The organism is Rhodococcus wratislaviensis, from assembly GCF_041228765.1.
Taxonomy (GTDB): Bacteria; Actinomycetota; Actinomycetes; order Mycobacteriales; family Mycobacteriaceae; genus Rhodococcus_F; species Rhodococcus_F wratislaviensis.
The window spans coordinates 2025155-2040071 of sequence record NZ_CP150488.1 but is presented as its reverse complement, the minus strand read 5'-3'; the positions used below and the strand labels follow the sequence as shown (position 1 = coordinate 2040071).

Here is a 14917-nt window from a genome sequence, read left to right as displayed (position 1 = left end):
GTGGGCCCCTTCTTCGTTACTCACATGTCGCCGCCCGCCACCACGGCGCGGATCTCGTCGATCGCCTCCGGGTTCTCGGCACCGGACAGGTCACCCGGGTCGGTCCCCAGGGCGGCGGCGCGCACCGCCCGGCGCAGGATCTTCGCCGACCGGGTCTTCGGCAGCCGCGACACCCGGTGAACCACGCTCGGCGCGAACGGTTTTCCGAGCTCCGCGGCAACGGCGGCGACCAGTTCGGCCGAGATGTCCGCCGTGTGGGCGTCCGCGCGGGGAACCCAGAACGCCCACACCGCCTCGCCCTTCTTCGGGTCCGGGACACCGACCGCCGCCGCCTCCGAGACCGCCGGATGCGCGGTGAGCACCGCCTCGACCTCCGCCGGGGCGAGGCGCTTGCCGGCCACGTTCATCACGTCGTCCGAGCGGCCCCGGATGTACCAGTGGCCGTCGTCGTCGACGAGGGCGTAGTCGCCGTGCCGCCACATGCCGGGGAACGTCGACCAGTACGCCTCCAGGTAGCGTTCCTCGTCCTTCCACACCCCGCGCGTCATCGACGGCCACGGCTGCCTGCAGACGAGTTCGCCCTGTTCGCCGCGCAACGACCGTCCCGCATCGTCGACGACGTCGACGTCCATCCCGAGCGACGGACCGCCCAGCGAGCAGCTGTGGATCGGCTCCACCGGGTACGGCGCCAGGAACGAGCCGCCCACCTCGGTGCCGCCGGAGAAATTGATGACCGGAACGCGGCCCCCGAACACATCTTGTGCCAGCCAGTCGTACGAGTCCGGATCCCAGGGCTCGCCGGTCGACCCGATCGTGTGCACGGACGACAGGTCGTACCGCGCCGCGACATCCGAATCCCGTCCGCGCAGGGTACGGATCAATGTCGGCGAGACGCCGAGCATGGTCACCCCGTGCCGCTGCGCGAGCTGCCACAGCCGGTCGGTGTCCGGCACGTCCGGCGAACCCTCGTACAGCACGAGGGTGCCGCCGTTGGCGTGGGTGCCGACGATCGACAGCGGCCCCATGATCCAGCCCATGTCGGTGATCCAGCAGAACACCCCGCCGGGCGTGAGGTCGAACGAGTACGCCACCTCGCTGGCTGTCTTCACGAGGAACCCGGCGTGCGTGTGCACGGCTCCCTTCGGCTTGCCGGTCGTCCCGGACGTGTACGCCAGCGCGAACGGCTCACTCGCGTTCATCGCCTCCACCGGGCCCGGGTCGCCGCCGTTGCCGAGCAGCTTCGCCCAGGAGATGTCGCGGCCGGTCGATTCTACGTCGACGCCGATGTTTTCGACCACGACGACCGACTGCACGGTCGGGCACGAGACGAGAGCCTCGTCGAGGGCCGGCTTCATCGTGACGGACTTGCGCCGCACCGTTCCGTCCGCGACGATCACCACCTTCGCGTCCGCGTCCTGGATGCGGGACGCGATCGCGCTGGGAGCGAAGCCGGAGAACAGCGGAACCAGCACCGCGCCGAGCCGCGCGACCGCGTACACCGACACGACCGCCTCGGGGATCATCGGCAGGAACAGGGCTACGGCGTCCCCCCTGCCGACGCCGAGCTCCCGAAGTCCCGCGGCCGCCCGCTCGACGTCCGCCGCGAGCTCGCGATACGACAGGCTCCGGACGGTGCCGTCCTCCGCCTCGTGCGCGACCGCGGTCCGGTCGGCGGCCGCCGGGTCGGTGAGCCACCGCCCCAGACACGCGTCGACGACGTTCGTCTTGCCCCCGACGAACCAGTCCGGGTGCTCGATTCCGCGGGAGGTGTCGAGCACCTCGCGGTACGGGGTCTGGAACGGCAGGCCGAGATCGCGAACCACCGCGTCCCAGTACCACCGCACGTCGGCGACGGAACGGGCACGGAGTTCGCCCAGGCCCGAGAGCCCGTGGGCGCGGGCGAGCCGGGTGACGTTGGCGTTCTCGACGTACTCGTCGGTGGGATGCCAGGTGTAGTCGGACACGGTCAGCTCCTCGGCATGTCGAGCATGCGCTCGGCGACGATGTTGCGCTGGATGAAGGTGGATCCGCCGGCGATGGCGGTGCCGCGGGCCTGATACGCGAGTCGTTGCCACCGCGCTGTCTTCTGCTGGTCGTCGTCGAGGGCGAACTGCCCGCCGACCGGTTCGAGGGACAACCGGAAATCGGCGAGTTCCTCGACGAGCGGGCAGAAGAACAGCTTGCCGATCGACGTGACCGGCCCCGGCGGGCCGTCGTTGGCCGCGAGCGTGATGACGCGCTGGCCGATGAGGTAGTGCACGAGGGCCCGGCCGTACAGATCGGCGACCTTTTGCCGGATCACCGGATCCTCACCGAGCGGACGGCCTGCGTCGTCGGTCATCCCCGCGATGTCGCCCACGATGTCGTCGACGGCACGTTTCGTGTTGACGCGACCCGTCGCAATCGCCACCCGCTCGTAGGCGAGCGTGCCCATCGCGACCTTCCATCCGCCGTCGACCTCCCCGACGACGAGGTCGTCGGGAATGAACACGTCGTCGAGGAACACCTCGTTGAATTCCGCTTCGCCGAGCATGTGGGCGAGCGGGCGCACCGTGATGCCCTCACTGGCCATGGGCACCAGGAAGTAGGTGATGCCCTTGTGCCGCGCGCCGCCGCCGGTGCGGGCGAGCAGGATCGCGTGGGCCGCGATGTGTGCGCGACTGGTCCAGATCTTCTGCCCGTTGACCTTCCAGCCCCCGTCCACCTTCGTGGCCTTGGTTCGCAGTGACGCGAGGTCCGATCCTGCCTCCGGCTCGGAGAACAGCTGGCACCAGATTTCCTCGCCGGTCAGAATGGGCCGGAGGAACCGTTCCTTCTGCGCGGGTGTCCCGAAATCGATGATGGTCGGGCCCGCGAAGTCCTCGCCGATGGTGTTGAGCCGCTCCGGCGCACCCACGCGGTCCATTTCCTCGGTGAAGATGGCCTTGCGGATCGGGTCGGCGGCCTGACCGCCGTACTCCTGCGGCCACGACATCCCGCCGTAGCCGGAGTCGAAGAGCAGTCGCTGCCATTGCTGCCAGAACGGCACCTTGTCGACCAGATCGACCGGTTCCGGCCACGGCAGCGTCGGGACCGCTTTCTCGGCCCACTCCCGGACCTCTGCACGGAATGTGGCCTCGTCTGGGGAATCAGCGAGCTCCATTGCACCCTCCTCACGAATTTAGGCTCAATGATACTATAGGTCAGTCCAAAAAGGAGGCCCGGATGTCAGACCCACTCCCCGCCGGCGTCGTCGACCGCGTCGAATACGACGTCGAACGCGGCAAGATCCGCGAATTCACGCGCGCGACGTTCACGACCGACCCGTTGCACACCGATCCGGCCGCCGCGCGCGACGCCGGATTCAGCGATGTGCCCGCGACTCTCACGCACACCGTCGTCGCCGGACACCAACGCGACCAGCGCGCGTTCGTCGACTCGCTGGGCCTGGCCCTCGCGCGGGTGGTGGTCGGTTCGGTCACGTGGACGTACCTGCGACCGCTCACCGCCGGCGACCACGTGGTCGGCACCCGCCGCGTCGTCGACGACGTACAGCGAGAAGGCAAGCGGGGCGGGACGATGCGCGTCGTGACCCTGGAGACCGAGTACGTCGACGCCGATGGTGAACCCGTGGTGCGGCTCGAGGAAGTCCTGATCGAACGAGGAGAGCAGCGATGAGAACTCCGGCCAAGGTCCGCGTCGGCGATGCCCCCGACACCCGGGTGGTCGGCCCTATCAGCCAGACCGACATCGTCCGGTTCGCCGGCGCCGGAGGCGATTTCAATCCGCTGCACCACGATCCCGGCTTCGTCGCCACCTCGGGTTTCCCGGGGGTGATCGCGATGGGGCAGATGCAGGCCGGGATTCTGGCCGGGTGGCTGTCCGACACGTTCGGCGTCGAGCATGTGCGCTCCTTCGGTGTCCGGTTCGTCGCCCCGGTCTTCCTCGGCGACACCCTGACCGTGGGCGGCACGGTCGCGACGATCACCGAGGCGAATGGTGAGTCGCTGGCGACCCTCGATCTCGTCGCCTCCGGAGACAAGGGCCCGGTCGTCACCGGATCGGCGACGGTCGTGGTGGCCGCGACCTGACCACTCTTCCCGCACGACCAAGGGGGCGAAGCCGATCGACTTCGCCCCCTTCGTCTTCCGATCAGCTGACGGCTTGTGCCCGCTGCAGCCGGTCGGCCTCGATCTTGGCCGCGATCTGGGCACGGAGCACGTTCTTCTGGATCTTGCCCGTGGCCGTCGTCGGCAGCGCCTCGACGATCTCCAGCCGCTCCGGAACCTTCTGGATCGCCACCCCCTGCTCGAGCAGGTAGGTCTTGATCTTCTCGAGCGTGATGTCGCCGTAGCCGGGCGCGGCGACGAGGTACAGACACACCGCCTCCCCGAGACGCTCGTCGGGCATCGCGACCGCCGCGACACCACGCACGGCGGGATGCGCCGCCAAGAGATCCTCGACTTGACGGACACTGATGTTCATGCCGCCGCGGATCACGATGTCCTTGGTGCGGCCGGTGACGCGCACGTAGCCGTCCTCGTCCATCCGGCCGAGATCCCCGGAGAGGGAATACCCGTCCGGCGTGAACAGCTTGGCCGTCTCCTCGGGATTGTGGAGGTACCCGAGCATGTGCATGGCACCCTTATAGGCGATGTCGCCTTCCTCACCGCGCGGAACCTCGTCACCGAGTTCGTCGACGACCTTCACCGACTGCATCGGCAGCGGACGCCCGTCCGAGGTGAGCGACCGCTCGGGCTCGTCATGCACCGTGCACATGGTGGTCGTGACGTTTTCCGAGCGGCCATACAGGCTCAGTACCTGCAGGCTCGGGAACAATTCGGCCGCCTTGGTGACGAAGCTGGCGGGAATCGGGGCGCCGGCCGCCACCCACAGCCGCATGCTGCTGATGTCGTGCACAGCGGGGTCGTAGGCGTCCATGACCATCTGCAGGAACGTCGTGGCACTCACCGCGACCGTGCACCCGCGTTCCTTGATCTGCGCCATCCCGCGGACCGGCTCCCACACCTCGATGAGATGCGACGCCGCTCCGTGCATGAGCGGAAGGACGATGCTGGTGACCAGGCCGGTGGTATGCGTGATCGGCGAAGGGCCGAACTGCACGTCGTCGGGCGTGTAGGCGAACCCCTTGGCCAGCAGGCGGGATCCACAGGCGAACGTGTTGAACGTGTGGATGCAGCCCTTGGGCCGGGACGTGGTGCCGCTGCTGTAGACGATGACGAACGGCTCGTCCGGCCCGACACCGGGCCCGAGTTCGGCGATCGCCTCCTCGGGTCCGATCTCCGCGAACAGCGACTCGAACGACACCGCGCGGTTCGGCAGGTCGCCGTTCCCGCGGACGACGACCACGTCCTCGAGCGAGTCGACGGCACCCAGGATCTCGGTGTACATGCCCGCGTAGTCGAACTTCTTGAAGCTCTGCGGCGTAATCGCCAGCCGCACACCGGCATTACCCAGGATGTATTCGACGTCGTCGCGGCGGTAGATCGGCATGATCGGCACCAGGACGGCGCCCAGGCGCGACAACGCCACGGCGATGATCGCGAATTCGATCCAGTTCGGAACCTGCACCGACACGCGGTCGCCGACGGTGATCCCGTGCCGCCGCAGTCCCACGGCCAGGCTCAGCGCCCTGTCCCGCAACTGCCGGAAGGTGATGCCGCCGCTGGTGTCGTCGGTCAGAAAGACACGGTCGCCCCGCTCGGCAACCTGGACCTCGAGCATGTCGAAGAAGGTGTCGCGGTGCCACTGCCCGGTGGCATAGAACTCTCGGATCTGTTCGTCCGAATAGCGATCGGTGACCGATGCGAACGCCATGGGATGCCTTCCTCTGAGCGCAGATATGAAGAGGGAATAAAAGACTCTGTGTTGGCCCTCACAATATAATGGTTAGACCGAAAGTGCAATGAGTTCGGACCCAGGCGATCAGCGCATGCTCCATACGGGAGAACGCTTTTCACGGAACGCGGTGACCCCCTCGACGATGTCGTCGGTCGTGAACGCGAGAGCGAGCTGCGACTGCAGCGCCGTGAGGGCGTCCGGCAGGGACATGTCGCGAGTGTTGTTGATCGCCTCCTTTCCGAGCCGCATCAACAGCGGCGACTTGCCCGCGAGCCGGCGGGCCCACGCCCGGACCTCCGCCTCGAAGTCGTCGTCCGGGATCACCCGGTTCACCAAACCCAGCTCGAGCGCGTCCGCGGCCGTGATGAGCTCGCCGTACATCATCAGCTCGTTCGCCTTGAGTCGCCCGACGTTCCGGTAGATGAGCGCGGAGATCATGAAGGGAAAGACACCGACGTTGATCTCCGGGCACCCGAACCGGACCGACTCCTTTGCGAGCACGAAATCGCACGCCAGCGCGAGCCCGAACGCGCCGGCCAGCACGTCGCCACCCGCCGCGCAGATCACCGGTTTCCCGAGGCCACCGATGAGTTGATACAGCCGCGGGAAGCGATCCAGCCCGGCATATTTGACGATCGTGGGCGTCTCGCTCGCGAACGCCTTGAGGTCGCCGCCCGCCGAGAAGATCTTCTCGTGCGACGACGCGAGCACGACGACCCGCACCTCCCCGTCGTCCCGGGCGCGTTCGAGGGCGGCAAGAAGCTCGTCGAGCAGGTCGCCAGACAGCGCGTTGCGGGTTTCGGGGCGATTGAGGGTGACAACGGCGATGTGCTCGTCGACGTCGTATCGCACAGGGTGCGCCATTAGGCCGGTCCTTCCATTTTGGTCGTACCATTCGACCCTAGTACGGGGTTCGCATCCGAGACAAGAACCTCCTCGGATCATTTTCGCGGAGTACGTGACGTATTTGGACTGACCATATACATTGGAGACAGGCCGCGGGCGGTGCAGCAACGTCCCAGGTGACACCTTCTCTATACTGTGCGTTGTGTCACAGGAACGGACGACGGTGTCGTCGTCATCCGTGCGGCGGCCACGGCGCGAGGAGTGGTGAGTGGTCATTTCGACGAGTTCGTCCGAGCTTGCCGAGCAGGCGGTTGCAGAGTTGCAGGACCTTCTCGGCAACGAGCCGAATCTGATCCGCCTGGCGGACGGCGAACCCGACCTCACGGTGATTCGTGCGTTCGCGGCCCGGAAGTTGCGTGAGGGCGTCGACTCCCCCGAGCGCACCCTGCGCCTCGCAGCACTCGTGACAGAACTCGACGCCGCGAGTCGCGACGACATCGCCCGCCGACTGAGCGTGCACACCGCCCAGTTCGAGGCACTGCAGCGGGTCGTCCGTGCGCTCGATGCCGGTGCGGATCGCCTCGCCGACGTCGTGACCCAGGAACTGTGCACGAGCCTCGGATACGGCAAGGCGATGTTCTCCGTGGTCCGCGGTTCCACCTGGTCTCCCATCGCGTTAGCCGTCAACCCGGAACTGACGGGGGACTTCCACGAACTCGCCACGGCAATCGACGGACGCGAGATCGCGCTGCGCGAGGCACCGCGCGAGGCCGAACTGGTCCGCCGGCGCCGACCGTATGCCGTGGACGCCGTCGACACCTACCGGCACACGTACCGCCCGCTGATCGATCTGTCGCGGCCCGCCGGATACCTCGCCGTGCCGGTCGTCGTCGACGCCCGCGCGGTGGCGATCATCCACGTCGACCGCCAGAGCGACAGCCTGTCCGACACCGACGTCCACCTCGTCGCGGTACTGGCCGGCGCCTGCGCCTCATCGAAGGAACGCGCCGACCTGCGGCGGCAGATCTCCACCCGCAACGAGCACGTCGACGCCGAGATACAGCGGCTCACCCAGGCACTGCGGCACCTCGAGCAGCCCCTGACGATGCCGGAGGTCGCCACCTGCGACCTTCCCCGGACCGACGCGTCCACCGACTCTCCGCAGACTCCGGTCATCCCGCGCGCGCATGCGCTGACCGCGCGCGAACGCGAGGTGCTCACGTTGATGGCCACGGGGGCGACCAACGCCACCATTTCCCGTCGGCTGTGCATTTCCGACGGCACCGTCAAGTCCCACGTCCAGCGGATCTTCAAGAAACTCGGCGTCTCCACGCGGGCCGAAGTGGCGGCGCTGTGCGCCAACGCCAACGCCAAGACGGTGTGCGGTGGCTGACGCTCCCCACCCCGAACCGCACACGGACGAGAACACCACGGACACCGATCGCGCCATCGCGGACATCCTCGCCGAAATGCGCACGGCCACTTCGGAGCACGCCGTCGAGCTCGGAAGGCGTCTGGTCGATCTCCTCGATCGCAGGAACGCACTCGCTGCGACGCGCACCGCCGACATCGCTGCAATTGCGGAAGGTATCGATCGCGCCGTCCACGCACTCGACGACGCCGCCTCGAGTGCGGAACTCATGCGGCGAGCGTGTGAGCGCGCCGCCGAACTCTGCTCCGCGGACAAGGTGGTCCTCTCACGCCTCGACGGCGACCGGATCATTCCCGTCGCCGCGTTCAGCGCCGACCCCGACACGACGCCCGCTCTGCCCGCCGGGTTCGGTCTCCCGGCAGGTTCACCCGAAGCACGTGCCCTCGAGACGAACACGGTCACGGTCGGTTCCCAGATTCCCGCCGAGCTGCGAGAGACGCTGGGCGCGAACGGTTTCACCATCGTGCCCGTCGTCGTCGACGGGACCGCTGCCGCGCTCCTTCACGTCGGCGCAGTGCTGGACGGGTCCAGGCGCCACGCCCTGGGAGTGTTCGCCGAAGTGCTCGGCGGGCACTTCGAGCGAGTCGGTCTGGAGTCGCGTCGCGAGCGTCAGACTGCGCTCTTGCGCGAAAGCGCCCGGCGGTGGACCGGCGACGACGCGCCACCTTCCCACGGCGCCCTCGATCTCGCTCCGTCGCAGGCCGACCGCGACGCCGCCGAGCAGCGCCTGCTCGAACCACTGACCGAACGCGAAGCCGAAGTCATCCGATTGATTCTCACCGGGGCGTCGAATTCCGCGATCGCCGGCGAACTGGTCATCACCGTCGATACGGTCAAGTCCCACGTGAAACGCATCCTCCGCAAACTCGGCGCCACCAACCGCGCCGAACTGATCGCGAAGTATCAGTCCTCCACGCGGTGACGCGGCCGGATGGCTTCAGGCGTCCGAGGACGGCACGGTCACCGTGACGGTGTCCACGTCCGGTGTCAGGACGAGCTGGCAGGCGAGACGCGAACACGGCTGGACACCGTCGAGGAACTCGAGGAGGTCCTGTTCCTCCAACGTCGGCTCGCCGAACGCCGCACTCGCATCGTCGTCCAGGTACACGTGGCAGGTGGCGCACGAGCAGCTACCGCCGCATTCGGCGACGATGCCGGGCAGGTTGTTGCGTACCGACCCGTCCATCACGCTCTGGCCGGCGGGGACGTCGACGGACGACGTCGAGCCGTCAGGGAGTTGGTATACGACGGTGGGCATGGCGATCTCCTTCGGGTTGACCGGGTGAACGTCAAAATTGTGTCGCCGGTCACTGTCCGGGCGCATCACCACTTCGACTGATTACCCCCCTCCGGTGGGGTGATTCCCGGCGTCTACGCAGGCGGCGACGACGGGGTGACGCGGCACACATCCCCCGTTAGGTGGACAACTATCGATCGATGGTGTGATGCCCCTCACTCCCGCAGCTGACAGGCTGAAGTCACTCCAGTCGGCGAGGGCGCCGCGACGTTCGGCGCCGCATCTCACTGCACCACGAAGGGGAATTGATGAGCACTACAGAGCAGGTCACGGAACTGATTCCGGACGCTGTCGCCCGCCAGGTCGTCCTGCCCGAGGGACACCGGGACAACGACGCGCTGTTCGAGGCCTACCGCTGGCTGCGGGAGAACAACCCGCTCGGGCGCGCCGAAGTGGAGGGGTACGACCCCATCTGGCTGGTGAGCAAGCACGCCGACATCATGGAGATCGAGCGCCAGCCCGACATCTTCACCAGTGCGGGCGGCGAGGACAAGGGCTCCGTCAACCCGATCCTGGCGAACCAGGCCGGCGACGCGTTCACCAAGAGCATCAACAACGGCAGCCTCCGCATCCTTGAGACCCTCACCTACCTCGACCCGCCAGAGCACACGGCGATCAAGGACATCGCGCTGGACTGGTTCCGGCCCACCAACCTCGCCCAGTGGGAGACCGTCATCCGCGATCTCGCCAAGGCGGCCGTCGCCCGGCTGCTGAAGACGGACGGGCGGATCGACTTCGTCAAGGATTTCGCCCTCCACTACCCCCTGCACGTCATCATGAGCCTGTTCGGGGTACCGGAGTCGGACGAGCCCCGGATGATGGCCCTCACGCAGGAATTCTTCGGCACCGCCGATCCCGATGCCGCGCGTGAAGACGTCGAGCCGCTCACCCCGGACGCCGCCGCGAAGCAGTGGGTGGCCACGATTCAGGACTTCTACGCCTATTTCGAGCGGCTGCTGCAGGACCGGCGGGCCAACCCGAAGGACGACCTCGCGACGATCATCTCGGTGGCACGCGACGAGAGCGGCGAGTACTACCCGAACGAGGTGGCCTACGGCTACTTCATCGCCATCGCGACCGCGGGTCACGACACCACGTCGAGCACCCTCGCCGGCGGCATGCTCGAACTCGGCCGCAACCCCGACCTGTTGGCGAAGGCGAAAGCGGACCTGGCGCTGGCCCCGCACATCGTCAACGAGTCGCTGCGCTGGGCCTCGCCGGTGAAGCACTTCATGCGTCAGGCAACCCAGGACTACACGCTCCGCGGTCGCGACATCAAGAAGGGCGACCGCTTCATGCTGCTGTACCAGTCGGGCAACCGCGACGCGGATGCCATTCCGGACCCCGACCGCTTCGACCCGACCCGCCGCCCCAACAAGCACATCGCCTTCGGCTACGGCCCGCACATGTGCATCGGCCAGCACCTGGCGAAGCTGGAACTTCGAATCATGTTCGAGGAGTTGCTCCCCCACGTCGAGTCGCTCGAGTTGGTGGACGACACCAAGATGATCCAGACGAATTTCGTCGGCGGGCTCAAGAACATGCCCGTCAAGATCGAGTTCACCGGTTAGCACGATGCTCACGCCACACACCACACCCACAGTGGTGATCGTCGGGGCCGGGCATGCCGGCGGCACACTCGCCGGCATGCTGCGGCAGCAGAAGTTCGACGGCCGTATCGTCCTCTGCGGCGAGGAGTCGCATCCGCCGTATCACCGCCCTCCGCTGTCGAAGAAGTACGCCGACGACGAGTTCGTCCAGTGGCTCAAACCGGAAACGTTCTACGCAGACAACGCGATCGAGACGCTGCTGGGAGATCCGGTCGTCCGGATCGATCGCGAAACCCGTACTGTGACGACGGCGTCCGGCACAGTCCTCGCGTACACGACGCTCGTCCTCGCGACGGGTGCCGCGCCGCGAACCCTGACGCTGCCGGGGAGCGACCTCGAGGGTGTGCTCAGCCTGCGCACCCTCGCCGACGCCACCCTGCTGCGCGACGCCGTGCACACCGGATCGGCACTTGCCATCATCGGCGGTGGATACGTGGGCCTCGAGGTCGCAGCCTCGGCCCGCGCTCGCGGATGCGAGGTCACGGTCATCGAACGGGAGGACCGGGTGCTGGCGCGGGTCGCCAGTCCGGAACTGTCGACGGTCCTCACCGAGTTCCACCGGAACCGCGGAACCCACATCCGCACGGGCGCGGAAGTTCGGGAGATCACCGGGACGGCGGGACGCGTCGATGGTGTCGTGCTCGGCGACGGAACCGAAATCCCCTGTGATCTCGTGCTGGTGGGTGTCGGCGCAATCCCGAACGACGCCCTGGCCCGCGAATCGGGCATCGACTGTCTCGCGGGCATCGTGGTCGACGGTTCGGCACATACCTGCGATCCGAACATCCTCGCGATCGGTGACGTGACCTACCGCCTGCACGACACGCTCGGCAAGATGGTGCGACTCGAAAGCATCCCCAGCGCAGTCGAACAGGCGAAGCAGGCGGCGTCGGTCATCACGGGGACGCCGCTGTCGCCGCACGAGGTGCCGTGGTTCTGGTCGGATCAGTTCGACCTGAAGATGAAGATGGCAGGTATGGTCGGCCCCGACACGAGGGCCGTCCTGCGCGGTAACCCGTCCGATTCGTCCTTCGCCCTGTTCCACCTCGACAGCGACGGCGTCCCGGTGGCCGTCGAGACCGTGAATGCCGCAAGCGAATTCATGGCAGGCAAGAAGTTCATCGGCAATCGCAGCAAGGTCGATCCCACCGCTCTCGCCGATCCGGCCATCTCGTTGCGGGAAGCCGTCCTCTGAGCATTTCGATTCCGGTCGTCCCCACCGGGCCGGCCGCACAAGACATGGAGACATGACGATGGAAGCACTCGCAGCAGTCGCGAGAGAACCGCACACCGAGTTCACGCTCGAGCCGATCACCATCGACGGACCGAAGACCGGCGAGGTACTCGTCGAGATCGAGGCCGTCGGCATCTGCCACACCGACCTCGCCGCCCGCGACGGCGCCCTCCCCACCGCACTGCCCGCCGTCCTCGGCCACGAAGGCTGCGGCATCGTCCGCGAAATCGGCGACGGCGTCACCAAGGTCGCCCCCGGCGACCGCGTCGCCATCACCTTCAACAGCTGCGGCACCTGTCCCTCGTGCACCACCGGGGCACCGTCCTACTGCCACCAGTTCATGCACCTCGCCTACGACGGCGTCCGCGACGACGGCACCGGCCCGATCACCACCCCCGACGGCGAATCCCTGACCGGCCTGTTCTTCGGGCAGTCCTCGTTCGCCACCTACAGCCTCGCGTTCGAACGCAACGTCGTGAAAGTGCCCACCGACATCCCCGCCGAACTCCTCGCACCGCTGGGCTGCGGCATCCAGACCGGCGCCGGCGCCGTGATGCGCTCCCTGAACTGCCGGCCCGGATCTGCGATCCTCGTCGCCGGCGCCGGATCGGTCGGCCTGGCCGCCGTCATGGGTGCCGTCGTCCAGGGCTGCACCACCATCATCGCCGTCGAACCCCACCAGTCTCGTCGTGATCTCGCCCTCGAACTCGGCGCCACCCACGCCCTCGACCCCGCCGCCGGCCCGGTCGCCGAGCAGGTCCGCGCCATCATCCCCGCCGGCGTGGACTACGCGATCGACACCTCCGGCGTCCCTGCCGTGATCGAATCGCTCGTCGGCTCCATGACCTTCCACGGCAAGATCGGTCTCATCGGCGTGCCCGCAAACCCCGAATCCTCGATTCCGCTGAACATCATCAACTCCCTCGCCATGGGTCTGTCGATCACCGGAATCATCGAGGGCGACAGCGTCCCCGACGAGTTCATCCCAGAACTCGTCGAGCTGTACAAGGCCGGCCGGTTCCCGCTCGACAAACTCGTCACCACGTTCCCGTTCGCGAAGATCAACGACGCGATCGACGCCCAGCACCGCGGCGAGGTCCTCAAACCCGTGCTCGTGCAGGACTGACACCCCCTCACCGAACCTCCCCAGAAGGACACCCGATGACGATCGACTACACCGATCTCTACATCCGCGGCGGATGGGCCAAGCCGTCCGGCGCCTCCACCATCCCGGTCATCTCCCCCACCACCGAACAGCAGATCGGCTCGGTCCCCGAGGGCGCCGAGACGGACATCGACGACGCCGTCGACGCCGCACGCGCCGCACTCGCCGAGTGGGCGGCATGGAGCGCAGCACAGCGCGCCGAGGTGCTGGGCCGCTTCGCCGACGAACTCGAAGCCCGCGCCGAGGACACCTCGACACGCGTGAGCAGCCAGAACGGCATGCCCATCACCCTCGCCCGGCAGTTCGAGGGCGGCTTCCCACCTGTCTTGCTCCGCTACTACTCCGAGATGGCGGCGAAGCAGGAAGACGAGATCCGGCCCGGCATGCTCGGCGGATCCACCCTCGTCACCCGCTCCCCGATCGGCGTCGTCGGGGCCATCGTCCCGTGGAACGTGCCGCAGGCCATCACGTTCCTCAAACTCGCCCCCGCCCTCGCCGCCGGGTGCACCGTCGTCCTCAAGCCCTCCCCCGAGACCGTGCTCGACGCGTTTCTCATGGCCGAGGCCGCCATCGCCGCGGGACTGCCCGCCGGTGTGCTGAACATCGTCCCCGGCGGCCGCGAACTCGGCGCCTACCTCGTCGCCCACCCCGGCATCGACAAGGTGTCCTTCACCGGCTCCACCGGGGCCGGCCGCGCCATCGCCCGCACCTGCGGCGAACTGCTCCGGCCCGTCACCCTCGAACTCGGCGGCAAATCCGCCGCCGTCATCCTCGACGACGCCGACCTTGCCGCGAACCTCGAATCCTTCTACGCCGCAACCCTCCTCAACAACGGCCAGATCTGCTGGCTCGGCACCCGCGTCCTCGCACCCCGCTCGCGGTACACCGAGATCGTCGACACCATCACCGACCTCGCCAGGGGCCTGTCGGTCGGCGACCCGCTGTCCGACACCACCCAGATGGGTCCCCTCGTCTCCGCCCGGCAACGGCACCGCGTCGAAAGCTACATCGACAAGGGACGCTCCGACGGCGGCCGCGTCACCACCGGCGGCCGCCGACCCGACAACATCGACCACGGCTGGTTCGTCGAACCCACCGTCTTCGCCGACGTGGAGACCGGGCACACCATCGCCCAGGAGGAAATCTTCGGACCCGTCCTGTCGGTGATCCCCTACACCGACGAGGCCGAAGCCATCGCGATCGCCAACCACTCCGACTACGGACTCGGCGGCTCCATCTGGACCGCCGACCCCGACCGCGGCGCCGCGTTCGCCCGCAACGTCGCCAGCGGAACCGTCGGCATCAACGGCTACTCCAACGACCCCACCGCACCCTTCGGCGGCATCAAGGACAGCGGCCTCGGACGCGAACTCGGACCCGAGGGACTCGCGAGCTACCAGCAGCTCAAGAGCATCTACCTCGACGTGAGATGACTCGGTCGGGTGCGGCCGCGCGAGGAATCGCACGGCCGCACCCGCCTACCCGACAGCAG

The 14917-nt window shown here is 67.6% G+C and carries 13 protein-coding genes; 8 read left to right on the top strand and 5 right to left on the bottom strand.

Features of this window, described 5'->3' with window-relative positions; genetic code table 11:
• Nucleotides 1–20 precede the first annotated feature (20 nt).
• Both WKC72_RS09115 and WKC72_RS09110 read right to left on the bottom strand, forming a co-directional pair.
• On the bottom strand, nt 21–1964 hold the full coding sequence (locus tag WKC72_RS09115) for an AMP-binding protein (RefSeq protein ID WP_370182360.1): 1944 nt from the start codon (nt 1962–1964) through the stop codon (nt 21–23).
• Nucleotides 1965–1966: 2 nt separating this feature from the next.
• Nucleotides 1967–3142, bottom strand: coding sequence for an acyl-CoA dehydrogenase family protein (locus WKC72_RS09110; protein ID WP_370182359.1), 1176 nt, complete (start codon nt 3140–3142; stop codon nt 1967–1969).
• Nucleotides 3143–3204: 62 nt separating this feature from the next.
• Between WKC72_RS09110 and WKC72_RS09105 the strand changes: the two genes are divergently transcribed.
• Together WKC72_RS09105 and WKC72_RS09100 are read left to right on the top strand one after the other, a co-directional pair.
• Nucleotides 3205–3657, top strand: coding sequence for a MaoC family dehydratase N-terminal domain-containing protein (locus tag WKC72_RS09105; RefSeq protein ID WP_370182358.1), 453 nt, complete (start codon nt 3205–3207; stop codon nt 3655–3657).
• Nucleotides 3654–4070, top strand: a complete 417-nt coding sequence (locus WKC72_RS09100) for a MaoC family dehydratase (protein ID WP_370182357.1) — start codon at nt 3654–3656, stop codon at nt 4068–4070. The genes WKC72_RS09105 and WKC72_RS09100 overlap by 4 nt, the downstream gene beginning before the upstream one ends.
• Before the next feature lie 61 nt (nt 4071–4131).
• Here the strand turns inward: WKC72_RS09100 and WKC72_RS09095 are convergent, their stop codons facing one another.
• Together WKC72_RS09095 and WKC72_RS09090 are read right to left on the bottom strand one after the other, a co-directional pair.
• Nucleotides 4132–5817, bottom strand: a complete 1686-nt coding sequence (locus WKC72_RS09095) for an AMP-binding protein (protein WP_370182356.1) — start codon at nt 5815–5817, stop codon at nt 4132–4134.
• A gap of 108 nt (nt 5818–5925) precedes the next feature.
• Nucleotides 5926–6705 (bottom strand): enoyl-CoA hydratase/isomerase family protein, encoded by a 780-nt coding sequence (locus tag WKC72_RS09090; RefSeq protein ID WP_370182355.1) that lies wholly within the window; start codon nt 6703–6705, stop codon nt 5926–5928.
• A 250-nt stretch (nt 6706–6955) separates the two neighbouring features.
• On the opposite strand from WKC72_RS09090, the gene WKC72_RS09085 reads away from it, so the two are divergent.
• On the top strand, nt 6956–8080 hold the full coding sequence (locus tag WKC72_RS09085; RefSeq protein WP_370182354.1) for a LuxR C-terminal-related transcriptional regulator: 1125 nt from the start codon (nt 6956–6958) through the stop codon (nt 8078–8080).
• Entirely contained in the window at nt 8073–9041 is a 969-nt protein-coding gene (locus WKC72_RS09080; RefSeq protein ID WP_370182353.1) for a LuxR C-terminal-related transcriptional regulator, read from the top strand. Before WKC72_RS09085 ends, WKC72_RS09080 begins: the two co-directional genes overlap by 8 nt.
• A 15-nt stretch (nt 9042–9056) precedes the next feature.
• On the opposite strand, the gene WKC72_RS09075 is transcribed toward WKC72_RS09080, so the two are convergent.
• On the bottom strand, nt 9057–9377 hold the full coding sequence (locus tag WKC72_RS09075) for a 2Fe-2S iron-sulfur cluster-binding protein (protein WP_043779394.1): 321 nt from the start codon (nt 9375–9377) through the stop codon (nt 9057–9059).
• A 287-nt stretch (nt 9378–9664) separates the two neighbouring features.
• On the opposite strand from WKC72_RS09075, the gene WKC72_RS09070 reads away from it, so the two are divergent.
• From WKC72_RS09070 to WKC72_RS09055, 4 genes are read left to right on the top strand one after another with little or no spacing between them, the layout of a single operon-like run.
• On the top strand, nt 9665–10987 hold the full coding sequence (locus WKC72_RS09070; RefSeq protein WP_370182352.1) for a cytochrome P450: 1323 nt from the start codon (nt 9665–9667) through the stop codon (nt 10985–10987).
• A gap of 4 nt (nt 10988–10991) precedes the next feature.
• On the top strand, nt 10992–12221 hold the full coding sequence (locus WKC72_RS09065) for an NAD(P)/FAD-dependent oxidoreductase (protein WP_268789396.1): 1230 nt from the start codon (nt 10992–10994) through the stop codon (nt 12219–12221).
• A gap of 58 nt (nt 12222–12279) precedes the next feature.
• Nucleotides 12280–13386 (top strand): NAD(P)-dependent alcohol dehydrogenase, encoded by a 1107-nt coding sequence (locus WKC72_RS09060; RefSeq protein ID WP_370184306.1) that lies wholly within the window; start codon nt 12280–12282, stop codon nt 13384–13386.
• Between the two features lie 35 nt (nt 13387–13421).
• Entirely contained in the window at nt 13422–14858 is a 1437-nt protein-coding gene (locus tag WKC72_RS09055) for an aldehyde dehydrogenase (RefSeq protein WP_268789395.1), read from the top strand.
• Nucleotides 14859–14917: the final 59 nt, after the last annotated feature.